This window comes from Glacieibacterium sp. (genome assembly GCF_965200405.1).
Classification (GTDB): Bacteria; Pseudomonadota; Alphaproteobacteria; order Sphingomonadales; family Sphingomonadaceae; genus Glacieibacterium.
Window position 1 is genome coordinate 948,984 of sequence record NZ_OZ241356.1, and the last position, 25,658, is coordinate 974,641.

General features: G+C 67.3%; 27 protein-coding genes. 10 read left to right on the plus strand and 17 right to left on the minus strand.

The window, feature by feature from the left end:
• Positions 1-196: 196 nt before the first annotated feature.
• Positions 197-1,597, plus strand: a complete 1,401-nt coding sequence (gene rmuC / locus ACOFKW_RS04165) for a DNA recombination protein RmuC (RefSeq protein ID WP_419816091.1) — start codon at positions 197-199, stop codon at positions 1,595-1,597.
• On the opposite strand, the gene polA is transcribed toward rmuC, so the two are convergent.
• The 4 genes from polA to ACOFKW_RS04185 form a co-directional block, all read right to left on the minus strand.
• A complete protein-coding gene (polA, locus tag ACOFKW_RS04170; protein ID WP_419816092.1) occupies positions 1,594-4,347 on the minus strand; it encodes a DNA polymerase I in 2,754 nt (917 codons plus the stop codon). The genes rmuC and polA overlap by 4 nt on opposite strands.
• 186 nt (positions 4,348-4,533) lie before the next feature.
• Positions 4,534-4,674 (minus strand): hypothetical protein, encoded by a 141-nt coding sequence (locus ACOFKW_RS04175; protein ID WP_419816093.1) that lies wholly within the window; start codon positions 4,672-4,674, stop codon positions 4,534-4,536.
• The gene (nadB, locus tag ACOFKW_RS04180; RefSeq protein ID WP_419816094.1) at positions 4,671-6,290 is read right to left on the minus strand and encodes an L-aspartate oxidase; all 1,620 of its coding nucleotides are present in this window, start codon (positions 6,288-6,290) and stop codon (positions 4,671-4,673) included. Before nadB ends, ACOFKW_RS04175 begins: the two co-directional genes overlap by 4 nt.
• A gap of 25 nt (positions 6,291-6,315) precedes the next feature.
• Complete coding sequence (locus tag ACOFKW_RS04185; protein WP_419816095.1) at positions 6,316-7,233, minus strand: ABC transporter ATP-binding protein; 918 nt, start codon at positions 7,231-7,233, stop codon at positions 6,316-6,318.
• Positions 7,234-7,278: 45 nt separating this feature from the next.
• Between ACOFKW_RS04185 and ACOFKW_RS04190 the strand changes: the two genes are divergently transcribed.
• From ACOFKW_RS04190 to tldD, 3 genes are read left to right on the plus strand one after another with little or no spacing between them, the layout of a single operon-like run.
• Complete coding sequence (locus ACOFKW_RS04190; RefSeq protein WP_419816096.1) at positions 7,279-7,464, plus strand: zinc-finger domain-containing protein; 186 nt, start codon at positions 7,279-7,281, stop codon at positions 7,462-7,464.
• Positions 7,461-8,399, plus strand: a complete 939-nt coding sequence (locus ACOFKW_RS04195; RefSeq protein WP_419816097.1) for a hypothetical protein — start codon at positions 7,461-7,463, stop codon at positions 8,397-8,399. The genes ACOFKW_RS04190 and ACOFKW_RS04195 overlap by 4 nt, the downstream gene beginning before the upstream one ends.
• Positions 8,400-8,449: 50 nt before the next feature.
• Entirely contained in the window at positions 8,450-9,883 is a 1,434-nt protein-coding gene (gene tldD, locus ACOFKW_RS04200) for a metalloprotease TldD (protein WP_419816098.1), read from the plus strand.
• Here tldD and ACOFKW_RS04205 read toward each other — a convergent pair whose 3' ends face one another.
• On the minus strand, positions 9,884-10,045 hold the full coding sequence (locus tag ACOFKW_RS04205) for a hypothetical protein (RefSeq protein WP_419816099.1): 162 nt from the start codon (positions 10,043-10,045) through the stop codon (positions 9,884-9,886). It abuts the gene before it with no gap.
• A 75-nt stretch (positions 10,046-10,120) separates the two neighbouring features.
• On the opposite strand from ACOFKW_RS04205, the gene ACOFKW_RS04210 reads away from it, so the two are divergent.
• The 4 genes from ACOFKW_RS04210 (at position 10,121) to ACOFKW_RS04225 (ending at position 13,120) form a co-directional block, all read left to right on the plus strand.
• A complete protein-coding gene (locus ACOFKW_RS04210; RefSeq protein WP_419816100.1) occupies positions 10,121-10,324 on the plus strand; it encodes a DUF2007 domain-containing protein in 204 nt (67 codons plus the stop codon).
• Positions 10,321-11,121, plus strand: coding sequence for a patatin-like phospholipase family protein (locus ACOFKW_RS04215; RefSeq protein ID WP_419816101.1), 801 nt, complete (start codon positions 10,321-10,323; stop codon positions 11,119-11,121). Before ACOFKW_RS04210 ends, ACOFKW_RS04215 begins: the two co-directional genes overlap by 4 nt.
• A 148-nt stretch (positions 11,122-11,269) precedes the next feature.
• On the plus strand, positions 11,270-11,608 hold the full coding sequence (locus ACOFKW_RS04220; protein ID WP_419816102.1) for a P-II family nitrogen regulator: 339 nt from the start codon (positions 11,270-11,272) through the stop codon (positions 11,606-11,608).
• Positions 11,609-11,620: 12 nt separating this feature from the next.
• Positions 11,621-13,120 carry an ammonium transporter gene (locus tag ACOFKW_RS04225; RefSeq protein ID WP_419816103.1) on the plus strand — a complete coding sequence of 500 codons (1,500 nt, stop codon included), beginning with the start codon at positions 11,621-11,623 and terminating at the stop codon, positions 13,118-13,120.
• Between the two features lie 362 nt (positions 13,121-13,482).
• Here ACOFKW_RS04225 and ACOFKW_RS04230 read toward each other — a convergent pair whose 3' ends face one another.
• Genes ACOFKW_RS04230 through ACOFKW_RS04240 form a run of 3 tightly spaced genes read right to left on the minus strand, consistent with a single transcriptional unit; the run spans position 13,483 to position 15,958 of the window.
• Positions 13,483-13,908, minus strand: coding sequence for a TIGR01244 family sulfur transferase (locus ACOFKW_RS04230; RefSeq protein WP_419816104.1), 426 nt, complete (start codon positions 13,906-13,908; stop codon positions 13,483-13,485).
• A gap of 33 nt (positions 13,909-13,941) precedes the next feature.
• On the minus strand, positions 13,942-14,850 hold the full coding sequence (argB, locus tag ACOFKW_RS04235) for an acetylglutamate kinase (RefSeq protein ID WP_419816105.1): 909 nt from the start codon (positions 14,848-14,850) through the stop codon (positions 13,942-13,944).
• Positions 14,851-14,887: 37 nt separating this feature from the next.
• Positions 14,888-15,958: an alpha/beta hydrolase family esterase gene (locus tag ACOFKW_RS04240; protein WP_419816106.1), complete on the minus strand. Its 1,071-nt coding sequence runs from the start codon at positions 15,956-15,958 to the stop codon at positions 14,888-14,890.
• A 137-nt stretch (positions 15,959-16,095) separates the two neighbouring features.
• On the opposite strand from ACOFKW_RS04240, the gene ACOFKW_RS04245 reads away from it, so the two are divergent.
• A complete protein-coding gene (locus tag ACOFKW_RS04245) occupies positions 16,096-16,581 on the plus strand; it encodes a hypothetical protein (RefSeq protein ID WP_419816107.1) in 486 nt (161 codons plus the stop codon).
• Positions 16,582-16,593: 12 nt separating this feature from the next.
• On the opposite strand, the gene ACOFKW_RS04250 is transcribed toward ACOFKW_RS04245, so the two are convergent.
• The 9 genes from ACOFKW_RS04250 to ACOFKW_RS04290 form a co-directional block, all read right to left on the minus strand.
• On the minus strand, positions 16,594-17,073 hold the full coding sequence (locus ACOFKW_RS04250) for an NIPSNAP family protein (RefSeq protein ID WP_419816108.1): 480 nt from the start codon (positions 17,071-17,073) through the stop codon (positions 16,594-16,596).
• Between the two features lie 182 nt (positions 17,074-17,255).
• Positions 17,256-18,125 carry a 3-hydroxybutyryl-CoA dehydrogenase gene (locus tag ACOFKW_RS04255; RefSeq protein ID WP_419816109.1) on the minus strand — a complete coding sequence of 290 codons (870 nt, stop codon included), beginning with the start codon at positions 18,123-18,125 and terminating at the stop codon, positions 17,256-17,258.
• Between the two features lie 64 nt (positions 18,126-18,189).
• Positions 18,190-19,656 (minus strand): esterase-like activity of phytase family protein, encoded by a 1,467-nt coding sequence (locus tag ACOFKW_RS04260; RefSeq protein ID WP_419816110.1) that lies wholly within the window; start codon positions 19,654-19,656, stop codon positions 18,190-18,192.
• A 66-nt stretch (positions 19,657-19,722) separates the two neighbouring features.
• Complete coding sequence (locus ACOFKW_RS04265; protein WP_419816111.1) at positions 19,723-20,670, minus strand: electron transfer flavoprotein subunit alpha/FixB family protein; 948 nt, start codon at positions 20,668-20,670, stop codon at positions 19,723-19,725.
• Positions 20,667-21,416 (minus strand): electron transfer flavoprotein subunit beta/FixA family protein, encoded by a 750-nt coding sequence (locus ACOFKW_RS04270; protein ID WP_419816112.1) that lies wholly within the window; start codon positions 21,414-21,416, stop codon positions 20,667-20,669. Before ACOFKW_RS04270 ends, ACOFKW_RS04265 begins: the two co-directional genes overlap by 4 nt.
• A gap of 230 nt (positions 21,417-21,646) precedes the next feature.
• Complete coding sequence (gene egtD / locus ACOFKW_RS04275) at positions 21,647-22,612, minus strand: L-histidine N(alpha)-methyltransferase (protein ID WP_419816113.1); 966 nt, start codon at positions 22,610-22,612, stop codon at positions 21,647-21,649.
• On the minus strand, positions 22,612-23,937 hold the full coding sequence (gene egtB / locus ACOFKW_RS04280; protein ID WP_419816863.1) for an ergothioneine biosynthesis protein EgtB: 1,326 nt from the start codon (positions 23,935-23,937) through the stop codon (positions 22,612-22,614). Before egtB ends, egtD begins: the two co-directional genes overlap by 1 nt.
• A gap of 63 nt (positions 23,938-24,000) precedes the next feature.
• Positions 24,001-24,552, minus strand: coding sequence for a cob(I)yrinic acid a,c-diamide adenosyltransferase (locus ACOFKW_RS04285; protein WP_419816114.1), 552 nt, complete (start codon positions 24,550-24,552; stop codon positions 24,001-24,003).
• Positions 24,552-24,761, minus strand: coding sequence for an HIG1 domain-containing protein (locus ACOFKW_RS04290; protein WP_419816115.1), 210 nt, complete (start codon positions 24,759-24,761; stop codon positions 24,552-24,554). The genes ACOFKW_RS04285 and ACOFKW_RS04290 overlap by 1 nt, the downstream gene beginning before the upstream one ends.
• 273 nt (positions 24,762-25,034) lie before the next feature.
• On the opposite strand from ACOFKW_RS04290, the gene ACOFKW_RS04295 reads away from it, so the two are divergent.
• A complete protein-coding gene (locus ACOFKW_RS04295; protein ID WP_419816116.1) occupies positions 25,035-25,631 on the plus strand; it encodes an HNH endonuclease in 597 nt (198 codons plus the stop codon).
• Positions 25,632-25,658 lie beyond the last annotated feature (27 nt).

The window sequence follows — 25,658 nt, forward strand, 5'->3', positions numbered from 1 at the left end:
ATTACTTGCCCCCGACGGTACGCTAAAGCACTCACCGTCCTACCGCCTTCTAGAACGGGGCCGTACCGATACGCAAGTGCAATGGGTTTCAATTTGGTTGTTATTTACTTGTAACCAAACCGTTAAGGCGGATTGCGGCCTTGCCCGCGGGGCCCGGTCGGCGCATTGATGTTCGCGGTTCGTTCGGGAGTGTGGAGTGGCTGGGACGATTTTGGCGATAGTTGCAGCACTGGTCGCGGCGGGCGTGGCACTGCTTGTCGGCTGGCTCGCCTGGGCGCGCCCGTCCGCCGGCCTGCGCGCCGAGCGGGACGCGGCGCGGGCCGAACTTCAGACGGCGACCCAGGAGGCGGCGCGGCAGCGCGAGGAACGCCGGGGTCATGCCGTCGAGATCAAGATGCTGCTGGAGCGCCAAGCCGAGCTGCTGGCCGGTGATGCCGAGCGCGAGCGGCTGGCCCGGCAGGTCGCCGCGCATGTCGCCGAGCGCGAGGAGCGTGACCGGGCCCATGCTGCCGATATCCTGCGCACCAACGAGCATTTCGCGGCGCTGGCGGCCAAGGCGCTGGACGGGGCGCAGGCGCAGTTTCTCGAGCGGGCCGAGGCGCGCTTTGCCGAGCACAAGACGCTGAGCGAGACCGGTATGCAGGCCTTGCTGGCGCCGGTTGCCGAGCAATTGCAACGCTATGAGGGCGAGCTGAAGGAGATCGAGGCGTCGCGCAAGGAGGCTTATGGCGGCCTGCGCGAGCAGTTGGTGTCGCTCGCGGCCGGCCAGCTGCAGGTCAGCAGCGAGGCCTCCAAGCTGATCAGCGCGCTACGCTCCAGTGGCAAGACCAGCGGCAGCTGGGGCGAGCAGCAACTGCGCAACACCTTGGAAATGGCGGGGCTGCGCGAGGGCATCGACTTCACCCTGCAGACCAGCATCGGCGGCGAGGACGGGTCGAAGCGCCCCGACGCGATCGTCAACCTGCCCGGCGGTCGCCAGCTGATCATCGACTCGAAATGCTCGCTCAACGACTATCTGTCGGCCGCCGAGGCGGAGAGCGAGGACGGGCGGCGGGCCGCCTTCAAGCGCCATGCCGCGGCGGTGCGCGTCCACGCCAAGGGGTTGAGCGACAAGACCTATTGGAAGGATTTCGGCCAGTCGGCGGACTTCGTCGTGATGTTCCTGCCGGGCGAGAATTTCCTGTCGGCGGCGCTGGAGCACGACCTGCCGCTGCTCGGCTGGGCCTTCGATCAGCGCATCCTGCTGACCGGGCCGATCAACCTGCTGGCGCTCGCCAAGACCGTGGCGCTGGTCTGGAGGCAGGAGACGCTGGCCGACAAGGCGCGCGATATCGGCAAGCTGGGCGCCGACCTGCACGCCTCGATCGCGGTGATGGCGGAGCATCTGTCGGGGCTGGGCAAGAACCTCAACCAGGCGGTCAACGGCTACAACAGCTTCGTCGGCTCGCTGGAGCGCAACGTGCTGCCCAAGGCGCGGCGCTTTACCGAGCTCGGTGTCGAGGAGGGCAAGAAGCCGGTGCCGCTGCTCGGCGGCATCGAGGCGACGGCGACCAGCCCCGCCGCCAGGGAACTGCTCGCCCCCGCCGCCAACGGCTAGTGCGCATCGCCCCAGTTGCGGCCGGTGCCGACCTCGACGCCCAGCGGGATCGACAGATTGACCGACGGCGCGTGCGCCCCGGCCATGGTGCTGCGGATGACCTCGGTCGCGGTCGCGACTTCGGCCTCCGCCACCTCGAACACCAGTTCGTCGTGGACCTGCAGCAGCATCCGCGTCTGCGTCAGCCCGGCCTCGGCCAGTGCTCCCGGCATGCGGGCCATGGCGCGCTTGATGATGTCGGCGGCGGTGCCCTGGACGCGGGCGTTGACTGCGGCGCGCTCGGCGTTCTGGCGCTCGCCCATCTGCTTGGAGAAGATCATCGGGACATGGACCTTGCGCCCGAACAGGGTGCTGACGAAGCCCTGGTCCTTCGCCGCCTCGATGGTCTCGGCCATATAGTTGCGGATGCCGGGGAAGCGGCTGAAATACAGCTCGATATAGCGCGCCGCCTCGCCGCGATCGATGCTCAGCCGCTGTGCCAGGCCGAAGGCGGAGATGCCGTAGATGATCGAGAAGTTGATCGTCTTGGCGCGGTTGCGGGTGTCGCGGGTGACTTCGCCGAAGACCTCCTGCGCGGTCAGGGCGTGGACGTCGCCGCCCTCGGCATAGACCTGCTTGAGCTCCGGCACGTCGGCGATGTGCGCCACCAGTCTTAGTTCGATCTGGTTGTAATCTGCCGACATCAGCACATTGCCCGGCGCGGCGACGAAGGCATGGCGGATGCGCCGGCCCATTTCCGTGCGGATCGGGATGTTCTGCAGGTTCGGGTCGTTGGAGTTCATCCGGCCGGTCGCGGTCGAGGCCAGCCCGAACGAGGTATGCACCCGCCCGGTCTCGGGGTTGATCTGGCCCTGCAGCGCGTCGGTATAGGTCGACTTGAGCTTGGTATTCTGCCGCCAGTCGAGCACCATCCGCGCGATCTCGACGCCGCTCGACGCCAGCCGCTCCAGCTCGACGACGTCGGTCGCATAGGCCCCGGTCTTGCCGCTCTTCTTGCCGCTCGCATGGCCGAGCTTGTCGAACAGCACCTCGCCCAGCTGCTTGGGGCTGCCGATGGTGAAGCGCTGCCCCGCGGTCTCGAAGATCCGCGTCTCCAGGCTGGCGATCTCGATCTCGTACAGCGCCGACAGCTCGACCAGCGCGTCGCGGTCGACCATGATCCCGGCCTGCTCCATCGCCGCGACGGCAGGCAGCAGCGGCCGGTCGACGGTGCGGTACACGGTGGTCGCGCCCTCGCGCCACAGCCGGTCGCGAAACTTGTGGTACAGCCGCAGCACCGCGTCGGCATCCTCGGCGGCGAACTCCGTGGCCCGCTCCAGCGCCACCTGCTCGAAGGCGATGCGCGTCTTGTTGGTCCCGGTGACCTCTTTCCAGCTGATCGGCGTATGCCCCAGGTGGCGCGTCGCCAGCCCCTCCAGGTCGTGCCCGGCCCAGCGCCCGGCATCGAGCGCATAGCTCATCAGCATGACGTCCTCGTACGGCGCGATCGCCGCCGTGGCGCCAGCCCGCGCGAACACCGTCATGTCGTACTTCAAATCATGCCCGACCTTGAGCACCGCCGGATCGCCGAACAGCGCATCGAGCCGCGCCAGCGCCTCGGCGAAGTCGACCTGCGCAACCGGCTCGGCCAGCAGGTCGCCGCCCGAATGGCGCAGCGGCACATAGCACGCCTGCCCCGCCGCCAGCGCCAGGCTGAAGCCGATCAGCCCGGCCCGCGTCGCGTCGAGATTGTCGGTCTCGCTGTCGACCGCGACCAGCCCCTGCCGCCGCGCCTCGGCGATCCACCAGTCGAGCCGGTCGAGCGTCGTCACGCACTCATAGGCCTTGTGGTCGAACGCCACCGTCGGCGCATCGCTCACCGGCTGGGCATGCGCCGCCTCGGTATCGCGCCCCAGCTTCGACAGCAGCGCGCGGAAGCCGTGCTTCGCCAGAAACGTCGCCAGCGGGCCATGTGGTGGCTCGCACATCGTCAGCGAGTCGAGTGGCTCCATCAGCGGCAGGTCGTCCTTCAGCCGCACCAGTTCGCGCGACAGCCGGGCATTGTCGGCATGCTCGGCCAGCATCTCGCGCAGCTTGGGCCGCTTGACCTCGTCGAGCCGCGACAGCAGCGCGTCGACGGTGCCGAACTCCTTGATCAGCTCGGCCGCACCCTTGGGCCCGACGCCGCGCACGCCCGGCACGTTGTCGATCGAGTCGCCCATCAGCGCCAGCACCTCGCCGACCTGCTCCGGCGGCACGCCGAACTTGGCGATGACCTCGTCGCGGTCGATGCGGATGTTCTTCATCGTGTCGAGCATGTCGATGCCCGGCTGGACCAGCTGCATCAGGTCCTTGTCGGACGAGACGATGGTGACGTTATACCCGTCCGCCTTCGCCGCCAGCGCGTAGGATGCGATGATGTCGTCGGCCTCGACACCGTCCTGCTCGATGCACTTGACGCTGAACGCCCGCACCGCATCGCGGATCAGCGGGAATTGCGGCACGAGATCGGCGGGCGGCGGCGGCCGCTGCGCCTTGTAGCCGTCGTACATGGCGTTGCGGAAAGTGATCGCCCCGGCGTCGAATACCACCAGCAGGTGGGTCGGCGCCTCGGCCTTGTTGAGCTCCTCGATCAGCTTCCACAGCATCGCGGTGAAGCCGTACACCGCCCCGACCGGCGTCCCCTCCGGGTCGGTCAGCGGCGGCAGACGGTGATAGGCGCGGAAGATGTAGCCCGAGCCGTCGACGAGGTAGAGGTGGTTTTGCGCCATGCCCGCGGTTTAGCCGGTTGCGAAGGGTGAGGCTAGGCGGACGCGGCGATGCCGGCGCTTCGCGATCCCTTAACCAGAAAGGTTTATCGACGACTCCGCCATGGCACTTCGGTGCCAAGACCGCCCGTGTCGTCATGTCATGGTCGGGCCGCGGCGGGGATTGCCCCCCTTGCCGCGGCCAACCATTCAGCCCAGCCGGTACAGCCGCAGCCCCGGCGGCGGCGAGGCGATCGGCACCAGCCAGCCGGCGACCGTCACCACCAGTGTCGAGCCGCTCGTCGTGCCGCCCGGTGTCGGAGGCGGCGCGACGAGTGCGGCCCGCGTCACCGGGCGCTGACGGGATCGAGGACGGTGTCGCGTGGGTCGGCGAGGGTGTGCGGATAGTCGGGGGTAAAGTGCAGCCCGCGGCTTTCCTTGCGGGCCAAAGCCGAGCGGACGATCAGCTCGCCGACCTGGACGAGGTTGCGCAGCTCGATCAGGTCGGGGCTGACGCGGAAATTGCCGTAATATTCGGCGATTTCCTTGCGCAGCAGCTTAACCCGGTGATGGGCGCGCTCCAGCCGCTTGTCGGTGCGGACGATGCCGACATAGTCCCACATGAAGCGCCGCAGCTCGGCCCAGTTGTGCGCGACGACGATCTCCTCGTCCGAATCGGTGACGCGGCTTTCGTCCCAGGCGCGGATCTCGGGCGGCGGCGATAGCGTCTCCCAGACCTTGGCGATATCGTCGGCGACGGCGCGGCCGAAGACCAGGCACTCGAGAATCGAGTTGGAGGCCAGCCGGTTGGCGCCGTGCAGCCCCGACTGCGAGACTTCGCCGACCGCGTACAGACCATGCAGGTCGGTGCGCCCGGCCAGATCGACCATGACGCCGCCGCAGGTGTAGTGCGCCGCCGGGACGACCGGGATCGGCTCGATGGTGCAGTCGATGCCGAGCGCCAACAGCCGGGCGTGGATCATCGGGAAATGGTGGAGGATGAATTCCGCCGGGTGGTGCGTCATGTCGAGCAGGACATGGTCGAGGCCGAGGCGCTTCATCTCGGCGTCGATGGCGCGCGCCACGACGTCGCGCGGCGCGAGTTCGAGGCGCTCGTCGTAATCGGCCATGAAGCGCTCGCCGGTCGGCAGCTTCAACTGTCCGCCCTCGCCGCGCATCGCCTCGGTGATCAGGAAGTTCTTGACCGTCGGGTGGTACAGGCAGGTCGGGTGGAACTGGTTGAATTCCATGTTGGAAACCCGGCAGCCGGCGCGCCACGCCATGGCGATGCCGTCGCCGGTCGAGCCGTCGGGGTTGGTCGAATATTGATAGACGCGGCTGGCCCCGCCGGTCGCCAGCACCACCGCCCGCGCGACGAAGCGCCGGACTTTCTTGGCGGCGACGTCGAAGGCATAGACGCCGTGGCAGCCGCGCGTCGCGAAACGCTGGCCCTCGACATGGCGCTCGGTGATCAGGTCGAGCGCGACCAGCCCGCTGAGCAGGGTGATGTTGGGGTTGGCGGTGGCGGCGGCGGTCAGCGCCTCCTGCACCGCCCAGCCGGTGGCGTCGTCGACATGGACGATGCGCCGGTGGCTGTGGCCGCCCTCGCGGGTGAGGTGGAAGCGATCGTGGCTGTCGGTGTCGCCGACGTTGAACGGCACGCCGAGATCGGCGAGGCGATCGATCGCAGCGGCGGCATGCTCGACGACATATTCGACGGCGGCGCGGTCGTTGAGGCCGCCGCCCGCGATCATCGTGTCCTCGATATGGCTCTCATAGGTGTCGCCGGGTTCGAGCACCGCCGCGATGCCGCCCTGCGCCCAGGCGGTTGATCCCGCCGTGATCTCGCCCTTGGCGAGAACCGCGACCTTGAAGCGATCGGCAAGGTTGAGCGCCGCGGTCAGGCCCGCGGCGCCGGAGCCGATGACGACGACGTCGAACTGCTGCGTCGGTGGGGTGCGGCTCATCGTCCGCGCCCGGCGTCGAAAGCGCTCATGCCGCGTGCCGCGTCAGCTTGAGGAATACGTCTTCCAGGTCCGCCTCCTGCGTCGATACGTCCACCACGTTCAGCCCCGCCGCGCCGAGCTTCTGCAGGATGCCGCCGGCTTGGGTCTTGCTCTTGTCGTAGGTGATCGCGAGGCTGCGGGTGCCGCGCAGCTCGACGGTCTCGCCCAGCCCTTCCGGGATCGTGCCGACATCGGAGTCGAAGGTGACGATCAGCATCTTGTCCTGCGCCGTCGCCAGCAGCGTCCTGGTGTCGTCGTTGGCGACCACGAGGCCCTGGTCGATGATCGCGATGCGGTCGCACAGCGCCTCGGCCTCCTCGAGGTAATGCGTCGTCAGCACCACCGTCGTGCCACCGGCGTGGAGCTCGCGGACATAATCCCACAGCTGCTGGCGCAGCTCGATATCGACTCCGGCGGTGGGCTCGTCGAGGACCAGCACCGGCGGGTTGTGGACCAGCGCCTTGGCGACCAGCAGCCGCCGCTTCATGCCGCCCGACAGGGTGCGCGAATAGGTGTGCGCCTTGTCCTCCAGCCGGACCGCCTTCAGAATCTCCATGGTGCGACGTTTCGCCTTGGGGACGCCGTACAGCCCGGCCTGCAGCTCCAGCGTCTCGAACGGCGTGAAAAACGCGTCGAACAGGATTTCCTGCGGGACTATGCCGATGGAAACCTTGGCATTTCTGGGATGCTCGTCGATGTCGAAGCCCCAGATACTGGCCTTGCCGGCGGTCTTGTTGACCAGCCCCGCCAGGATGTTGATCATCGTCGACTTGCCCGCGCCGTTGGGCCCGAGCAGTCCAAAGATGCTGCCGCGCGGAATCTCCAGGTCGATGCCGCCCAGAGCGCGCTTGCCGTTGGCATAGGTCTTTTCCAGACCGCGGATCGAGATTGCTGATTGCGTCATGCCGCGGGGATAGCGGTGCCGCTCCGGCTTTGCTAGGGCAGCACTATGGAGACTATCCCGCCCCCCCAGATATTCTACGTCGAGTCTACGCGAGTCGCCTGTGACGGCGAGGAAGACGGCGTCGCCGGCCACCCACGAGTCTGGCTCCAGATGGGCAGCGAAGGCTCCGCCGACTGCGGCTATTGCGACCGCCGCTTCATCCTCACCGGCGGCCCCGCCGACCCGCGTTGAGAATCCTGCTCGAACTTACCATAGTCGTCATTGCGCTCCTCGCCTCGCCCCTCGCCGCCCGACCGGTTCCCCTGGTCACCATCCCCCTCCCCGCCATCGGCCAGCCCCTCACCCGCATCACCATCAAGGATGCCGTTCTCACCGCCCGGCTGGCGCTGGGCTTCGACAATGCGCTGCTCCTCAACCTCGGCCCCGCCACCGCCGCCAAACTCCGCGCCTTTCCCCTGATCGGCAAGCAGACCGTCCGAAATCCCCTGATCCCCGGCGGCGAAGCTGTGGCTCGCGGCAACATCTACAGCGTCGGCGTCGCCGGTCTCCCCGCCCACAGCGTCCCGACGGTCTGGATCGACAAGGCGATCGCCACCGACGCCGACGGCATCGTCTCCGCCCTGTCGATCGACGCCGACCGCGTCGTCTTCAGCCGCGGCGGCCCTGCCACCGGCAAGGTCTACACCCTGACCCGCAAAGGCACCGGCGACGCCTCGGTCCGCGCCGTGATTGCCGGCGTGGAGGTCACCGTCGGCCTCGACCTCGCCTCCGCCGACACCATCATGAGTTTAGGAGCCGCCGCCGCGATGCAAGGGGCAAGTGTCGTCAAACGTTCCGGCAGGGTCGGCCTGTGGACCCCGTTCCCTGGCGTACGCCTGCCCTTCGAGCGACTGTCACCGGTGCCCAATGCCCGGTTCCTCGACATGCCGTTGATCGCTCCGACTGGGCGGATCACCGAAGCAGAGATGAAGCGCCTCGACACCCGCGCCGCCGCCGGGACCAGCACCGCCGACGACGATGCCGATGCGATCACCGTCACTGCCACCGTCAAGAAGAATCGGCGCGGAATACCCTGGGTCCTGATCGGCCGCGACGTCCTCGACCATTGCTCTCGCATCGAACTAGATCGGCCAGGCAAGCGCTGGCTGCTGACCTGCGACTTCTGAACGACGCGCTGCATCTGGTCGGCTTCGCCCCGCATGACTATATCGATTGCATGAGCATGATCGATCCAGCCGGCATCTTCTACCGCAATACCGAACTCGACCCTGGCCGCTCCGAGCGGCTGGTGGCCGAGGCGCTGAACGGCTGCGACGACGGTGAACTGTACATGCAGTACGCAGCGTCCGAGAGTTTCAGCTTCGACGACGGTCGGTTGAAGGCGGCGACCTTCGACACCCAGCAGGGATTTGGCCTCCGCGGCGTTGCTGGCGAGACCACCGCGTACGCTCATGCCAACGAGCTCAGCGACGCAGCGATCAAGCGAGCCGGCGAGACGATTTCGGTGGTGCGCTCCGGCCATGGTGGCAACGCTAAGCTCAATCCGCCGCCTCGTACCAACCGCAAACTGTACACCGACGCCGATCCGTTGAGTGCCGTCCCGTTCGCTGACAAGGTCGCGTTGCTGGGCAAGATCGACGCGGCGGCGCGCGCTCGCGATCCACGGGTCGCCCAGGTGTCGGTCAGCCTGCTTGGTAGCTGGTCGGTAGTCGAGATCGTTCGCGCCGATGGCAGCCGGGCTCGCGACGTGCGACCGTTGGTCAGGCTCAATGTTCAAATTGTCGCCCAGAATGGTGACCGCCGCGAGACAGGCTTTCATGGGCTCGGCGGGCGTTATCTTTATGACTCGCTGCTTCAGGATGATGTCTGGAACCGTGCCATCGATCAGGCGCTGGCGCAGGCATTGGTGAATCTGGATGCCGTAGCGGCACCGGCTGGCGAAATGACTGTGGTCCTCGGGCCGGGTTGGCCGGGCATTCTGCTGCATGAAGCGATCGGGCATGGTCTCGAGGGTGATTTCAATCGGAAGGGTACGTCGGCGTTTGCCGGAATGCTGGGCCAGCGGGTGGCGGCGCCGGGCGTGACCGTCGTCGACGATGGGGCGATGGATCAGCGGCGTGGGTCGTTGAGCATCGACGATGAGGGGACGCCTACGGAGCGGACGGTGTTGATCGAGGATGGAATTCTCAAAGGGTATATGCAGGACCGGATGAATGCCCGGCTGATGGGGGTGGCGTCGACCGGGAATGGGCGGCGGGAAAGTTTTGCGCATGCGCCGATGCCGAGGATGACGAATACGTTCATGCTGGGGGGAAAAGAGGATCCGGGCGAAATTTTGAGCCGGGCGAAGTCTGGGATTTATGCGAAATCTTTTGGCGGTGGCCAGGTGGATATCACCAGCGGGAAGTTCGTGTTTACCTGCACCGAGGCGTATCGCATTGAAAACGGGCGGTTAGGGGCGCCGATCAAGGGGGCGACGCTGATCGGGAACGGGCCGGATGTGCTGACCCGGGTCAAGGCGATCGGAAATGACCTGGCGCTGGACGAGGGTGTTGGAATGTGCGGCAAGGGCGGGCAGTCGGTGCCGGCGGGTGTCGGTCAGCCGACGCTGTTGATCGAGGGGCTGACGGTCGGCGGCACGGCGGCCTGATCAGAAATCCCAGAGGGTCGCGACGGTCGCTGCGAGCATCGCGAGGCCGGTCGCCTGGCCGATCTGCTGGGCGGTGGCGACGTCGACCTTGAAGAAGGCGACGACCGTCGCGAGAAAGCCGAGCAGGACGACCCGCCACAGGATTGAAGAAACGCTGAGCATGTCGTTGCATTTACGTTTCCGTAACGAATTTGTCAAACCAATTGCTTAGGTCTTAAGCGAATTTAAAGGACCGATATGGCGCTGATCGAGATTGAGACGGTGTTCGATCCGGTCGCCGCCGAGATCATGCGCGGTCGCCTGGAGGCGGGTGGCATCGAGGCGGTGGTGTTCGATTCCGGCATCGCGTCGTTGATCGGACCGGGCCTGTCGGGTGTCCGCCTGATGATCGATGCCGAGGACGAGTCCGCCGCCCGCGCGCTGCTCGCCGACCCGACTTGAAGCTCGCGCTGGCGCTGGGTGGCGGTGCCGGCCTGGGCTGGACGCACATCGGCGTCCTGCACGCGCTGAAGGCCCGCGACGTCGAGGTCGAGGCGGTGTCGGGCACGTCGATCGGTGCGGTCGCCGCGGTCTGCCTCGCGGCGCACCGGCTCAACGTGCTGGAAGAGCTGGCCCGCGCCGCCAATTTGCGCTCGGTGATGCGCTATCTCGACATCGATCCGCGCGGCGGTTCGATGCTGGGCGGCAACAAGGTGACGCGCGAGCTGCGCCTGCATTTCGGCCATAACGAGCTGCAAGACCTGTTCATCCCCTGCGCCGTCGTCGCTGCCGACCTGGTCAGCGGCGAGGAAGTGTCGATGACCCGCGGCTCGATCGTCGATGCGGTGCGCGCCTCCATCGCCATTCCAGGCGTGTTCCCGCCGGTGCGCCGCGACGGCATGATCCTGATCGACGGCGGGGTGATGACCCCGGTGCCGGTGCGCGCGGTGCGGGCGCTGAGCCGGTCGCCGGTGCTGGCGATCAACCTGCAGGGCGATTACCTGAGGCGCGCCGCGATCGGCCTGCCCCCGGGAAAGCGGCTGATGACCCCGCTGCGGGTCGGCCGCGCCGGCCTGAGCCTGATGATGTCGGAACTGGCGCGCAAGAGCCTGGCGATCGATCCGCCCGACCTGGAGATCGCGCCAGCCATCGGCCATGTCGACGTGCGCAATTTCACCAAGGCGCACGAGCTGATCGAACTGGGCGCCGCCAGCATCGAGGCCAACTGGCCCGCGATCGAAGCGCTGACCACCAGATAGTTCCGGCTACCGCCCGATATTTCGGCAATACCCGGCTGCTGCCACATTTTACGGCAAATTAACCATGTGTTTGCTGCGCTGCAACAGGGCGCCGCGGCTTGGCATGGTCCATGCATTGCGTTCCCCAACGACAACAAGGGGGCGGCCTATGAAGTTGATCACGGCAGTCATCAAGCCATTCAAGCTTGATGAAGTTCGAGAAGCGCTCACCTCGGCTGGTGTCGAGGGCATGACGGTCAGCGAGGTCAAGGGTTTCGGGCGCCAGAAGGGCCAGACCGAGATCTATCGCGGAGCCGAATACACCACCAACATGGTGCCCAAGGTCAAGATCGAGGTGGTCGTTACCGATGCCATCGCGGCGCGGGTCGTCGAGACGATCCAGCAGACCGCACACACCGGCAGCATCGGAGACGGCAAGATCTTCGTCGCCGACATCACGAGCGCCGTGCGGATCCGCACCGGCGAGACCGACGAAACCGCGCTGTAGGGGGTGGCGAGCATGAAAACATCTTTGAAGACGACAAGTTGGGCAGCGACGGGGCTTGCCCTGCTCGCTGCCGTTCCGGCCTTTGCCCAGGATGCAGCGGCCACGGTCGCCGGCGCCGTTGCGCCGGTCATCGCCCCGGTGGTCGCGGTGGTCGCCCCGGCGGTTGCCGCGGCTCCCGTCCCCGACAAGGGTGACACGGCGTGGATGCTGGTCTCGACCGCGCTGGTCCTGATGATGTCGGTCCCCGGCCTGGCGCTGTTCTACGGCGGCCTGGTCCGCACCAAGAACATGCTCAGCGTGCTGACCCAGGTACTGATGATCGTCGCGATCGTCTCGCTGCTGTGGATTTGCTACGGTTACTCGATGGCCTTCACCGGCGGTTCGCCGTTCGTCGGCAGCTTCGACAAGATCTTCCTCAAGGGCGTCGATGCGACGACCGTCGTCGCGACCTTCTCCGAGAAGGTGGTGATCCCCGAATACGTCTACGTCGCCTTCCAGATGACCTTTGCCTGCATCACGCCGGCGCTGATCGTCGGCGCACTGGCCGAGCGGGTGAAGTTCTCCGCGCTGATGATCTTCATGGTGCTGTGGGTGACCCTGGTCTACTTCCCGATGGCTCACATGGTCTGGTACTGGGACGGCCCCGACGCCTTCGTCGCGGCGGGTCTTGCCGGCCAGGCGGCGTATGACGCGATCCTCGCCAAGGCAGGCTATCTGTTCCAGCTCGGTGCACTCGACTTTGCCGGCGGCACGGTCGTCCACATCAACGCCGGTATCGCCGGCCTGGTCGGTGCGGTCATCATCGGCAAGCGCGTCGGCCACGGCAAGGAGCCGATGCCACCGCACTCGCTGGTCATGACGATGATCGGCGCCTCGCTGCTGTGGGTCGGCTGGTTCGGCTTCAACGCCGGTTCCAACCTGGAAGCCAATGGCGTCACCGGCGTCGCCTTCCTCAACACCTTCGTCGCCACGTCGGCCGCTGCCGTCTCGTGGGTGCTGGTCGAGCAGGTCCTCAAGGGCAAGCCGTCGCTGCTCGGTGGTGTCACCGGTGCAGTCGCCGGTCTGGTCGCGGTCACCCCGGCAGCCGGTTTCGCCGGCCCGATGGGCTCGATCGTCCTCGGCCTCGTCGTCTCGCCGATCTGCTACTTCTTCTGCAGCACGATCAAGAACAAGCTCGGCTACGACGACGCCCTCGATGTCTTCGGCGTCCACTGCGTCGGCGGTATCGTCGGCGCACTGGCAACCGGCATCCTGGTCGACCCGGCGCTGGGTGGACAGGGCATCGCCGACTACCTCGCCAAGCCCGGCACCATCCAGTTCACCTATCCCGGCATGGCGACGCAGCTGTTCATCCAGGCCAAGGCAGTGATCATCACCCTGCTGTGGTCGGGCATCGGCTCCGCGATCCTGTTCTTCATCCTCGACAAGACCATCGGCCTGCGTCCGACAGTCGACGGCGAGCGCGAGGGCCTGGACATCACCGAACATGGTGAGCGCGCCTACAATTATTGAGTTCCTCCCCAAGGAAACAGACTGGCCCGGCGGGAAACCGCCGGGCCTTTTTTGCGCAGCGCGGCCACGCACAGCAAGGTAAACGCCCCTTGGCGTTTCCCGCGCAGTGCGCGGACTCGCGCCAGCCCGGCCGGCGGGTGAGCGCTCCCGCTCAACCCGTCCGACGACGCGGCTTTGCCGCGGCCCCTTGCTTACCTTGCCTGACCTTGCCTGCCTCGCTTCACCCTCCCCCCACGCGCAGCGTAGAGCGAGAAGGCCCGGGTCGTGTCCCTCGCGCTCTAACAGAGGGACGCCAAGCGGCGCCCCCACCCCGACCCTCCCCACTCTACGCTTCGCGTGGGGGGAGGGAGCAGGAAGGGCGGTTAGCCTGCGGCGAGCTTCCGCAGCGTCGGCAGCAGACCCGATACGTCGTAGCGCCCGCCAGCGGCCGCCGCGACGATGGCGTCGGGATCGCCGCCGCGCTTGGCCTCGGCCAGCGCCCAGAGGTTGGTCGAGCGGGTACCTGAGCGGCAGAAGGCGAGCATCGGACCCTCGGCCTTGTCGAGCTCGGTCGCCATGGCGTCGATGCTGGACAGGCTGAAGCCGCTTTGGTCGATCGGGATCGCGGCATAGCGCAGGCCGAGTGCGGTGGCGGCGGCCTGCATCTCGGCGCTGGTCGGCTGGCCGGGCGCCTCGTGATCGGGGCGGTTGTTGACGATGCTGGTGAACCCGGCGGCGGCGGCAGCGGCAAGGTCGGTCGGCTCGACCTGGCCGGCGACGGAGATACGATCGGTGAGGCGGATGAACATGGCCGCAGCTTTACCCCCGGTCGGGTCGCCGTGTCACGCTGCGTCGGCGCGGACCAGCGTACCGACGCCGCGGCGGGTGAAGATTTCCAGCAGCATGGCGTGGGGAACGCGCCCGTCGAGGATGACCGCCGCGTCGACCCCGGCGTTGACTGCGGCGACGCAGGTCTCGATCTTGGGGATCATGCCGCCGGAGATGATGCCGTCGGCGACGAGGTCCGCGATCTTCGATGGGCTCAAATTGGTCAGCACCTCGCCGTCGCGCCCAAGGACGCCGGCGACATCGGTGAGCAGGAAGAAGCGCGCCGCGCCGATTGCACTGGCGATGGCGCCGGCCATGGTGTCGGCATTGATGTTGTAGGTGTGGCCGTCGAAGCCGGCGGCGACCGGCGCGATGACCGGGGTGATGCCCGCCGACAGCAGGGTGTCGATGATGGTGCGGTCGACATGCGCCGGCTCGCCGACGAAGCCGAGGTCGACCTCCTGCTCGATGCGGCTGTCGGGATCGCGGACGGTCCGGCTGACCTTTTCGGCGCGGACGAGGTTGGCGTCCTTGCCCGAGACGCCCGCTGCCGAGCCGCCGGCGCGGTTGATCGAGGCGACGATCTCCTTGTTGATCGAGCCGGCGAGGACCATCTCGGCGACCTCGGCGGTGGCGGCGTCGGTGACGCGCAGGCCGTCGACGAACTCGCTGCGGATGCCGAGGCGCTTGAGCATCGCGCCGATCTGCGGGCCGCCGCCGTGGACGACCACCGGGTTGATGCCGACCGCCTTGAGCAGCACGATGTCCTCGGCGAAGGCCTGCGCCAGGTCGGCGTCGCCCATCGCATGGCCGCCGTACTTCACGACGAAGGTCGCACCGGCGTAGCGCTGCAAATAGGGCAGCGCCTCGATCAGCGTCTCGGTCTTGGCGAGCAGGGCGGGATGCGGCGAGTTATCGATCATGCGACCCGCTATACGGATGCCGTCCGCGCCCCGCAATTCAGCCTTTCATCAGCCCGGCGGCGCGCAGGGCGGCGTTGATCGTGTCGGCGACGCTGCCGCCGACGCCGTCATTGGCGACCAGTGGCGGCATGGCGAACTTGGGGGTGGCGCCGGGCCTGACCGGGGCGGCCTTGGCCTGTGCCGCGGTGGCCGCCGGGGCGATGCCGAAGAACGCCGCGATGTGCGCGCTGGAGCCGATGCCGGCCTCGAGGAAATGGGCCCCGGCCGCGCCGCCGACCGCAGCCTCGATCGGGGTGCCATGGCCCATGCCGGGGATCTCCCACGCCTCGACCTGGACGACGCCGTTGGCATCGCGCCAACGCCGCACCGGGTGGCCGGAGATCGCCTCGGTCACAGCGCCGCCATTGTCGAGGCCGTGGACGTCGACCCATTGCCGCGCCGCCGCGTCGCCATTGGCCGCGACCACGGTGCGATCGGCATCGCCGTGCCAGACCGCAACGCGGGGCCATGGACCGGTGAAGCTGGTCGCGGTCCGCACCCGCTCGCCCAATGCCGCGGCGGTCAAGGCACCCGGTCGCGACATTGCGCCGAGCGCCTCGGGCACGCCGTTGGCGATGCCATAGGGCAGCCCCGCGACGATCGCGCCGCCGGCGAAGATGTCGGGATAGGTCGCCAGCATCGCCGCGGTCATCGCGCCGCCCGCCGACAGCCCGGTGATGAAGACGCGCGACGGGTTCAGGTCGAACTCGGCAACCACCGCCTGCGTCATCGCCGCGATCGACGCGACCTCGCCGGCACCGCGCGCCGTGTCACCGGGCTCGAACCAGCTGAAGCAGTTGTTGGGATTATTGCCCCGCCGCTGCTGGGGATACAGCAACGCGAAACCATGCGCATCGGCCAGCGCCGACCAGCCCGAGCCATGGTCGTACACCGCCGCATCCTGCGTGCAGCCGTGGAGCACCACGACCAGCGGCGCCCGCGCCGGCAGGTTGGCGGGGATGTGGACGAAGGCATCCAGCTCGCCTGGATTGCTCTTGAAACCATCGAAACGGACGAGCCCGCCAGACAATGGCGTGCTGCCGGAAAAGATCGGGCGGGGACGTGGCAAATGCGCTTCCTTAACCCATGTAGGGATTTATGCTGCAACGCAACATAAGGCGTTTGTGTCCATTTGCTACCGATCATTGCACCTTCGCGCGGATTCAACGACAGTCTACCGGTCTCTGTCCTGCGAAAAGGCTGCCCGTGACTGATCATCGTAAGCGCAACGTCCTGATCGCACTCGGCCTGACCGCCGTCCTTGGCGGGGCGGCACTGGTCACCGCCCAGACGGCATCGGACGGCCCGGTGACGGTGGCGCAGCAGCGCGCCCTGCTGACGACACCGGGCAATGGCTATGCGCTGCACGACCTGTGGACCGGCACCGGCTACCGCGTCCTGATCAGCCACCGCGTTGAGCCGGGCGAGGTCGAGGTCCACCTCAAGATGCACGACGTCTTCTTCATGCAGCGGGGCCACGCCGCGGTTACCATCGGCGGCAAGGTCGAAGGCGGCCGCGAATCCGCTCCCAACGAGCGCCGCGGCGGGACGCTGACCGGCGGCACGGTCAAGCGGCTGGCACCCGGCGACATGCTGTTCATTCCCGCCGGCGTCCCGCACATCACCGCGCCCGACGGTCCCGGCGAAATCCAGTACGGCGTCGTCAAGGTCGAGGCCCGGCCGGCAGCGTAGGGCCAGACAGCCCTATTTGAGCAGCACGCCGCTCTCCGTCGTCGGGTGCGGCGAGAAGTCGGCCATGGTCATGAACACCGACTCGACCTTGGCGAGGAGCTTGCCATCGACCTCGCTGGCGGCGGCGGCGGCCTGCCATTCCGGATCGGCGCGGAACGCGACCCATGATGCGTCGCGGGCCGCCTTGCTCGGATAGGCGAGGATGTAGACCAGCACGCCGTCGCCGCCGTCTTCCTTCAGCCAGAAGCCGACCTTGGTCATGCCATGCTTGTCGAACAGCCTGAGCGCGTGGTCACGGAAGCGCGTCTTGAGCGTCTCGAGCTTGCCCGGGTTGGCGTAGTAGGTCCGCATCTCGTAAAAGCTCAGGCTCGATTTCGCCGGTGCCGGCGCCGCCTGCGCGGGCGCGAGAAGCGACGAGATCGCCAGCCCCGCAGCGAGGATCAACGCCCAGCTCGACGCCTTGCGGCCGGGCTTTTCCGGGGTGATCGCCATAAGTCTTCTCCTGCTATCCGGCAGACGCACTTGCGAGCACGTCGCCGACCGTTACGGCACGACCACGTCTGTGACAGGATGGCAGATCCAAATCCAGCCTGTTCGGCCCAGACCCCGGATCCGCTTGCTGGGTGATCGGACCGTCTCTGCCGCGGGGATCAACCGCTCGAAGGGCTGATCTCTCAGCGCGTCGGGGTCGGTGTCTCGCCCGAATAATCGTAGAAACCACGGCCGCTTTTCTTGCCGAACCAGCCGGCCTCGACGTATTTCACCAGCAGTGGTGCGGGGCGGTACTTGGGGTCGCCGGTGGCATCCTGCATGACGCGCATGATCGACAGCAGCGTGTCGAGCCCGACGAAATCGGCCAGCGTCAGCGGCCCCATCGGGTGGTTGGCGCCGAGCTTCAGGCCGGCATCGATGTCGAGGACCGAGCCGACGCCTTCCCCGAGCGCGAAGATCGCCTCGTTGAGCATCGGGCACAGGATGCGATTGACGATGAACGCCGGGGCGTCGGCGGCTTCGATCGCGGTCTTGCCGATCTTCGTGGCAAAGGCGTGCATCGCCGCCTTGGTCGCGTCGCTGGTCGCGAGACCCGGGATGATCTCGACCAGCGTCATCAAGGGTACGGGATTGAAAAAGTGCAGCCCGGTGAAGCGTTCCGGCCGATCGGTCGCCGCGGCCAGCCGGGTGATCGAGATCGAGGATGTGTTGGTCGCCAGCAGCGCGTCCGCTTTCAGGTGCGGCACCAGCCCGGCGAAGATCTTGAGCTTGATCGGCTCGCTCTCGGTGGCCGCCTCGATGACCAGGTCGGCGGCGGCGAAGGCGGCGGAGTCGGTGGTGACGGTGATCCGCGCCAGTGCCGGGGTGACTGCGTCGGCAGCGACAATGCCCTTCGACACGCCGCGCCCGAGGTTCTTCTCGATGGTCCTGACCGCCGCTTGCGCCCGGTCGAGTGCGACGTCGGACAGGATGACGTCGTAGCCGGCCAGCGCCGCAACATGAGCGATGCCGTTGCCCATCAGGCCCGCACCGATGACGCCGATTACCTGCATGTCCGCCGCTCCGTCCGTGGAGCGGCGGTTCTACACGTGCCGGCGAGCTTGGCCAGTGCCTGCGTCAGCAGGCGACGACCGGCTTGCGGCGGCGCATGGCGGCGCCGGTCAGTCCGAAGCCGCCGATCATCAGCATCCAGGTCGCAGGCTCCGGCACTGCCAGCGCAGCGGCGTCGGCACCGGTGACGGCAAAGCTGTAGACGTATGACGGCAGCAACGACTGGCCGACAGGGCAGACGCCACCGAAGGCGACCTGGCTGCTGGTGCCGGTGCCCTGGCCGGTGGTGCAGATGTCGAACTGAACGCCGGCGCCGCTCTGGGTGACCGAGAAGTCGTTGTCGGTGGCCAGCAGCAGCGAGACGCCGCCGTCGATGTCGCGGCCGATGGTCAAGCCTTCGATCTTCTCGGCGACCGTGACGCCGGCGGCCTTCAGCGCGGCGTTGACGTCGAGGAACAGCGTCTTGGTGACCGCGGTGACGCCCGTGGGCAGGCCATTCGAGCCGGCGAGCGAGATGCCCGAGACGTCGGTCGCACCATTGAGGTCGATCAGGTAGATGCGCTTCGAGCCGATGGTGTTGATCGTGCCGTTGGGGTCATCAACGCCGATGCCGCGGTTGTCACGCTCGATGACCAGGAACTTGCCGTCCTTCAGCGCATAGATCGCCGAGACGCCGATCGAGCGGCCCTGGTTGGTCGCGGTGAAGTCGTTGGCAGTGCCGGGGATACGGTCGTTGATCGCATCGGTGTTCTCGAGGCGGTAGATGAACTGGCCGTTCGACTGGCCGGTGGCGACGTCGAAGCTGACGATGCGGACGTTGCGGCTGCGGCGACCGTCGTTCTGGGCGCCTTCGTTGACCAGTGGATCCTGCAGGATGGCATAGGCGGTCTTGCCGTCGCGGCTGAGTGTCAGGCCTTCGAAACCGCGGTTGTCCTGGCGGCCGGTGACGATGTCGGGACGGCCGGCGACGTAGTCGACGGCGCCGCTCGACGTCCGGGGGACGATGTTGCCGGGCGTCGTGAAGGCGCGGACATAGCTGCCGTCGGCCTTGAACTCGTAGATCGACGGGCCGTACTCGTCGGAGACAAGGAAGTTGCCGTTGGCGCGGCGGACGAAGCCTTCCGAATCGAACGACTTGCCTAGCGTCGCGGCGTTGCCGCCGGGCAGCAGGCCGGGGTTGAGCCCTGAAAGCGGCTGGCCGTCGGGGCCCTTGAAGATGATCGTGCGCTGCTGCTGGAAGTTGCTGACCGCGCCGGTGGTGCTGTTCACGTCGAGCTTGAAAACGTTGACGCGCGGCGCGTAGTCGATGAGGCCGCCGCCGGGGCCGCGGTCGGTGATGCCGTAATATTCGTCGTTCGCCTTGTCGTAGAACAGGTCGGAGCCGAAGCTCAGGCGGCTGCCGTTCGGACCAGCGAGGCCCGACAGGTCGGAGGCTGCACCGGGCACCGTGAGGAACCCGCCATAGCTGATTTCGGCGAGTGCCGGAGCGGCGAGCGTGACGGCGGTGGCGGCGATAAGATAGCGTAGGCGCATGGTGCTTCCCCTGTTCGGATAGGGGAAGCGTTAACCATGCCTTGTTTCAGGACGATGACGGCGCGTTCAGCCCTTCGCCGCGAGGATCTTGGCGGTCAGTTCGGGGACCAGCGTGAACAGGTCGCCGACCAGGCCGACGTCGGCGACCTGGAAGATCGGGGCGTCGTCGTCCTTGTTGATCGCGACGATGATCTTGCTGTCCTTCATGCCGGCGAGGTGCTGGATCGCGCCGGAAATGCCGACCGCGACGTACAGTTCCGGAGCGACGATCTTGCCGGTCTGACCAACCTGATAGTCGTTGGGAACGTAGCCGGAGTCGACCGCGGCGCGGCTGGCACCGAGGCCGGCACCGAGTGCGTCGGCCAGCGGCTCCATGATGTCGTGGAACTTCTCGCCCGAGCCCAGCGCGCGGCCGCCGGAGACGATGATCTTGGCAGCAGTCAGCTCGGGGCGGGCGCTCTCGGTCAGCTCGGCGCCGACGAAGGTCGAGATACCGGCATCACCGGGACCGCCGACGTTTTCGATGGTGGCCGAACCACCCTCGCTCGCGGCCTTGGCGAAGGCAGTGCCGCGGACGGTCAGCACGATCTTGGCATCGCTCGACTTGACCGTGGCGATGGCGTTGCCGGCGTAGATCGGGCGGGTGAAGGTATCCGGACCCTCGACCGACAGGATCTCGCTGATCTGGCCGACGTCGAGCGCGGCGGCGACGCGCGGCGCGATATTCTTGCCGCGCGACGTGGCCGGCGCGACGAACGCGTCGTAGCCGGCCATCAACCCGGCGGCGAGCGGCGCGACATTCTCGGCCAGCGCATTGGCATAGGCGGGCTCGTCGGCCAGCAACACCTTCGACACACCGGCAACCTTGGCGGCGGCATCGGCTGCACCCTGCGCGTTCGAACCGGCGACGAGGATGTGAACCTCGCCTCCCAATTGCCCGGCGGCGGTGACGGCGGCGAGCGTCGCGTCCTTCAGCGTGGAATTGTCATGCTCGGCAAGAACCAGCGCGGTCATCCGAAAACTCCCAATACCTTGAGCTTGTCGACCAGTTCGTCGACTGTCTTGACCTTGACGCCGGCGGTGCGCTTCGACGGCTCGACGACCTTCAGCACGGTCAGGCGCGGCGTCGGGTCGACGCCGTAATCGGCAGGCGTCTTGCTGTCGATCTTCTTGGCCTTGGCCTTCATGATGTTGGGCAGCGAGGCATAGCGCGGCTCGTTGAGGCGCAGGTCGGTGGTGACGACGGCGGGCAGCTTGAGCTCGACCGTCTCGGAACCGCCGTCGACTTCGCGCGCCACGGTGACCGAGCCTTCGCCGGCTGTGACCTTGGAGGCGAACGTGCCCTGCGGCCAGCCGAGCAAGCCGCTGAGCATCTGGCCGGTCTGGTTGGCGTCGTCGTCGATCGCCTGCTTGCCGAGGATGATCAGGCCGGGCTGCTCCTCCTTGGCGATCGCGGCGAGGATCTTGGCGACCATCAGGGACTCGGTCGGCTGGTCGGTGACGACCAGGATGCCGCGGTCGGCGCCCATCGCCAGCGCGGTGCGGATGGTCTCCTGCGACTGCTGCACGCCGATCGAAACCGCGACGATCTCGGTGACGATGCCCTTTTCCTTGAGGCGGATGGCTTCTTCGACGGCGATCTCGTCGAAGGGGTTCATGCTCATCTTGACGTTGGCGAGCTCGACGCCGGTGCCGTCGGACTTGACGCGGACCTTGACGTTGTAATCGACGACCCGCTTGACGGGCACCAGCACTTTCATCGTGACGAAACTCCGGATTATGTGCGGGTCGGATTGGCGCAAGTTGCCGTTTCCGTCAACCTCGGCGGTGCCGGAGCGGTATCTGGATCAGCGGAACCGAAGTTATAACCTTTCTGGTTTACAATGTCAATCCTGATGAACCAGAGCTTAGTCCAGGCCGTATACTTTGCGCCGTTGTCTCGGCTAAGTCGTTGCAGACAATAGCGAAAAACGCCGGGCCGGTGTCTGGATCAAGGTTCGCCGGCAGCAGGGGCGACGCGCCACAGGTGCAGGCCGAAAAGTCCGGCGGGGTCGATCCAGCCGGCGATCGGAGTCCAGCCGCCGGCGCGAGCCAGCAGGCGGGCCTCGTCGAAGGTCCATTTGTAGCTGTTCTCGGTGTGGATGGTCTCGCCTTGCGTCATCGTGAAGCGCTGGCCGAGCACCTCGAAGGCGAGGTCGCGCTGGGCTTCGAGGTGCATCTCGACGCGACCGGCATCGCCGTTCCACCGGGCGCGGTGGCGGAAGGCCGACGCATCGACGGTGCCGCCGAGCTCGCGGTTGATGCGCGCCAGCAGGTTCATGTTGAACGCCGCGGTGACGCCCGCCTTGTCGTCATAGGCGGCCTCGAGGACGTGGCGGTCCTTGCGCAGGTCGAGGCCGATGACCAGCCAGGTGTCGTCGCCCAAGGTCGCGGCAAAGGCGCGCAACAGGTCGACGGCGGAGGCGGGCGCGGCGTTGCCCAAGGTCGAGCCGGGGAAGAAGCCGAGCATCGGCTGGCCCGCGACCTGCGCGGGCAGGCGCAGCGGCCGGGTGAAATCGCCCGCCAGCGGCAGCACCGACAGGCCCGGAAAATCCGCGGCCAGGGTGCCGGCGGATTCGGTCAGGAAGTCGGCGGAGATGTCGATCGGCACATAGGCGGCGGGGGCGACGGCGCGGAGCAGCAGCGGCGTCTTGACGGAGGAGCCGGAGCCGAACTCGACGACGATGCGCCCGGCGCCGACGCGGGTGGCGATCTCGCCGGCATGGACGCCCAGCAGGCCGATCTCGGTGCGGGTCGGATAGTATTCGGGCAGTTCGGTGATCTGTTCGAACAGCTCCGAGCCGGCATTGTCGTAGAAATAGCGCGCCGGCACGACTTTCGGGGTCTGCGCCAGCCCGGCGAGGACAGCGGCGCCGAAGGCGTCGGGGGGCGACGCAACGAGCGGTCTGGATGCCATCACAGGTCCTTGGCGAGCCGAACGCCGGTGAACTGCCAGCGCTGGTGGGGATAGAAGAAATTCCGCGTCGTGGCGCGCGAGCTGCCGCGCGGCGTCGCGCACGAGGCGCCCTTGAGGACCATCTGGCCGCTCATGAACTTGCCATTATACTCACCGACGGCGCCGGGGGCGGGGCGGAAGCCGGGATAGGGCAGGAAGGCGCTGCCGGTCCATTGCCAGACGTCGCCGAACAGGCTGGTGCCGCCGACTGGTGCGATGTCGCCGGGGCCGTCGAGCTGGTTGCCCGCGTCCGGATCGGCGGCGGCGGCGGCGAACTCCCACTCGGTCTCGCTCGGCAGGCGGGCGCTGGCCCAGGTGGCGAAGGCGTCGGCCTCGTAGAAGCTGATGTGGGTGACCGGCGCCGCGGGATCGACGGGGCGGCGGCCGGCCAGGGTCATCGCGGTCCAGCCGGCGTCGCCGCTCTCCCAGTACGACGGTGCGACGATGCCCTCGCGCTTGACCCACGCAAGGCCGTCGGCGAGCCACAGCGACGCGGTGCGATAGCCGCCATCGGCGATGAACGCGGCCCAGTCGGCGTTGGTGACGCAGGTCGTGGCGAGCGCGAAAGGGCGCAGCAGCGCGTCATGCGCCGGGCCCTCGCAGTCGAAGGCGAAGCCGCGGCCGGCGTGGCCGACGCGGACGATGCCGCCGGGGTGTGAGGTCCAGCCGTGCGTTGTTGCGGAGAGTTGGGGTGATGGGCCCCGGCCTTCGCCGGGGTGACGGGTTGAGGGGTCGGCTTGAACTACAGAGCGCCCGTCATCCCGGCGCATGCCGGGACCCATCACCCCGGATTTCGGAGTTGCGACGTCATACGCCGCAGGCTCCAACGGATTCTGCGCGAACAGGTGAAGCAGGTCGGTGACCAGCAGCTCCTGATGCTGCATCTCGTGGTTGATCCCCAGCTCGATCAACTCGCGCGCCTCTAGGTCCAGCCCATCCCACGCCCCGGCCAGCGCCCCATCGACATGCGCGCGCCAGGCACGGATGTCGTCGAGCGACGGCCGCGTCAGCATGCCCCGCCTATCCCGGGCGTGGCGCGGGCCGACGCTCTCGTAATAGCTGTTGAACAGGAAGTCGTAGCGCTCGTCGAAGCGGCGGTAGCCCGGCACGCGGGGCAGTACGAACGTCTCCAGGAACCAGGTGGTGTGCGCCAAATGCCATTTCGCCGGCGAGGCGTCGGGCATCGACTGGGCGCTGGCGTCGGCGTCGGACAGCGGTGCCGCCAGCGCCAGCGACAGGGCGCGCGTCGCCTCGAACCGCTCGCGCAGCTCGTCCACGGCAGCCAGCCTTGCGACGCCTGCGGTCAAAACACGTCTCCACCGCCCCGGGCTTGTTACCCGTAAGCGTCCTTAGCGGCTGGCGCCCGGAACCCAGAGAATGTCGCCAAGCCCCCGGTTTTCGGCACGCGCCAACACGAACAAATGGTCCGACAATCGGTTAAGATACGCAATCGCCAGCGGGTTGAGTTGTTCCGTCGCAGCCGCCTCGACCGCCAGCCGCTCGGCCCGGCGGACCACGGTGCGCGCCAGGTGAAGCCAGGCGCTGGCCGGCGACCCGCCCGGCAGGATGAACGAGGCCAGCGGCGCGAGATCGGCGTTCATCGCGTCGATCTCTTGCTCCAGCCGCTCGACCTGCCCGGCGGTGGCGCGCAGCGCATGGGCCACCTCGCCCGGCGTCGCCAGGTCGGCGCCGACGTCGAACAGCTCGTTCTGGATGCGCGCCAGCACCCGGTCGGTGTCGCCCGAGGTATGCAGCCGCGCGATGCCGATGACGCTGTTGGCCTCGTCGGCGGTGCCATAGGCGGCGACGCGCGGACTGGCCTTGGTCACCCGCGAGCCGTCGGCCAGCCCGGTGGTGCCGTCGTCGCCGGTGCGGGTATAGATCTTGTTGAGCTTGACCATCAGTGACCGCTGCGCGCCAGCAGCACCAGGATGATGACGATCAGGATCGCGGCACCCTGGAAGGCGACGCGGTAGCTCATCAGCTTGTTCGACTGGACCCCGGTGATGTCCTTGCCGCGCGCCATCGTGATGACACCGCGCACCAGCATCGTCGCGGTCAGGATGACGGCAACCACCAGCAGGACGATGAAGATCGGCGTAACGTTCATGACTGTGTTCCGGCGCGACCGGCAGTGGCCGCAGGCACGTGATATGGGCCGGAACGGCCGCGGTTCAAAGAGGCGCCATCGTCGCGACGCTCATGCTGCGGCTATTCGGCACCGGACGCCACAAAATGTCGGCACTGTCATTCCATCGACACACGAACTGTTGTATCTGCCGGAGCAGACGAGGATCGGCCGCCGACGGCGTACGGTTTTGAGTGCGACAGGGCCGACAATGTCCACGCGGTTGCTCCGGAAACACGGGGAGCAGCGACGCGCATGTATCATCCCGACTTGTTGCCGTATTCACGGGAGCCCGATCCGCCGCGGGCCTCACCCCAATCCTGTCCGGCGCTGGTGCTCAACGCCGACTATACGCCGCTGAGCTATTACCCGCTGAGCCTGTGGTCGTGGCAGACCGCGATCAAGGCGGCATTCCTAGAGCGTGTCGACATCGTCGCCGAATACGACCGCGAGATCCGCTCGCCGTCGTTCACCATGAAGCTGCCCAGCGTCATCGCGCTGCGCCAATATGTGAAGCCGTCGAGCCACCCGGCGTTCACGCGCTTCAACCTGTTCCTGCGCGACCGCTTCGCCTGCCAATATTGCGGGCATGGGCATGAACTGACCTTCGACCATGTCGTGCCGCGGGCCTATGGCGGCCGCACGACGTGGGAGAATGTCACGACCGCCTGCGCGCCGTGCAACCTGCGCAAGGGCGGACGCACGCCGGCAGAGGCGCACATGGGCCTGCGGACGCGGCCGTACCAGCCGAACACGCACCAGCTTCAGGAGCATGGCCGGGCCTTCCCGCCGCACTTCCTGCACGAGACGTGGCGCGACTATCTGTACTGGGATTCCGAACTGGAAGCCTGAACGGCAGGCATGAAAAACCCGGCGGAG

Coding starts and splice junctions, on each gene's coding strand:
- ACOFKW_RS04185 (WP_419816095.1), bottom strand. CDS start 7,233: ATGACGCAATCAGCAATCTCGATCCGCGGTCTGGAAAAGACCTATGCC.
- ACOFKW_RS04265 (WP_419816111.1), bottom strand. CDS start 20,670: ATGACCGCGCTGGTTCTTGCCGAGCATGACAATTCCACGCTGAAGGAC.
- ACOFKW_RS04285 (WP_419816114.1), bottom strand. CDS start 24,552: ATGGTCAAGCTCAACAAGATCTATACCCGCACCGGCGACGACGGCACC.
- nadB (WP_419816094.1), bottom strand. CDS start 6,290: ATGAGCCGCACCCCACCGACGCAGCAGTTCGACGTCGTCGTCATCGGC.
- egtD (WP_419816113.1), bottom strand. CDS start 22,612: ATGGCATCCAGACCGCTCGTTGCGTCGCCCCCCGACGCCTTCGGCGCC.
- ACOFKW_RS04250 (WP_419816108.1), bottom strand. CDS start 17,073: ATGGCGATCACCCCGGAAAAGCCCGGCCGCAAGGCGTCGAGCTGGGCG.
- ACOFKW_RS04255 (WP_419816109.1), bottom strand. CDS start 18,125: ATGCAGGTAATCGGCGTCATCGGTGCGGGCCTGATGGGCAACGGCATC.
- ACOFKW_RS04230 (WP_419816104.1), bottom strand. CDS start 13,908: ATGTTCATCCGCCTCACCGATCGTATCTCCGTCGCCGGCCAGGTCGAG.
- ACOFKW_RS04260 (WP_419816110.1), bottom strand. CDS start 19,656: ATGCGCCTACGCTATCTTATCGCCGCCACCGCCGTCACGCTCGCCGCT.
- tldD (WP_419816098.1), top strand. CDS start 8,450: ATGAGCATGATCGATCCAGCCGGCATCTTCTACCGCAATACCGAACTC.
- ACOFKW_RS04205 (WP_419816099.1), bottom strand. CDS start 10,045: ATGCTCAGCGTTTCTTCAATCCTGTGGCGGGTCGTCCTGCTCGGCTTT.
- ACOFKW_RS04290 (WP_419816115.1), bottom strand. CDS start 24,761: ATGAACGTTACGCCGATCTTCATCGTCCTGCTGGTGGTTGCCGTCATC.
- argB (WP_419816105.1), bottom strand. CDS start 14,850: ATGATCGATAACTCGCCGCATCCCGCCCTGCTCGCCAAGACCGAGACG.
- ACOFKW_RS04270 (WP_419816112.1), bottom strand. CDS start 21,416: ATGAAAGTGCTGGTGCCCGTCAAGCGGGTCGTCGATTACAACGTCAAG.
- polA (WP_419816092.1), bottom strand. CDS start 4,347: ATGGCGCAAAACCACCTCTACCTCGTCGACGGCTCGGGCTACATCTTC.
- ACOFKW_RS04190 (WP_419816096.1), top strand. CDS start 7,279: ATGGAGACTATCCCGCCCCCCCAGATATTCTACGTCGAGTCTACGCGA.
- ACOFKW_RS04225 (WP_419816103.1), top strand. CDS start 11,621: ATGAAAACATCTTTGAAGACGACAAGTTGGGCAGCGACGGGGCTTGCC.
- ACOFKW_RS04210 (WP_419816100.1), top strand. CDS start 10,121: ATGGCGCTGATCGAGATTGAGACGGTGTTCGATCCGGTCGCCGCCGAG.
- ACOFKW_RS04220 (WP_419816102.1), top strand. CDS start 11,270: ATGAAGTTGATCACGGCAGTCATCAAGCCATTCAAGCTTGATGAAGTT.
- ACOFKW_RS04295 (WP_419816116.1), top strand. CDS start 25,035: ATGTATCATCCCGACTTGTTGCCGTATTCACGGGAGCCCGATCCGCCG.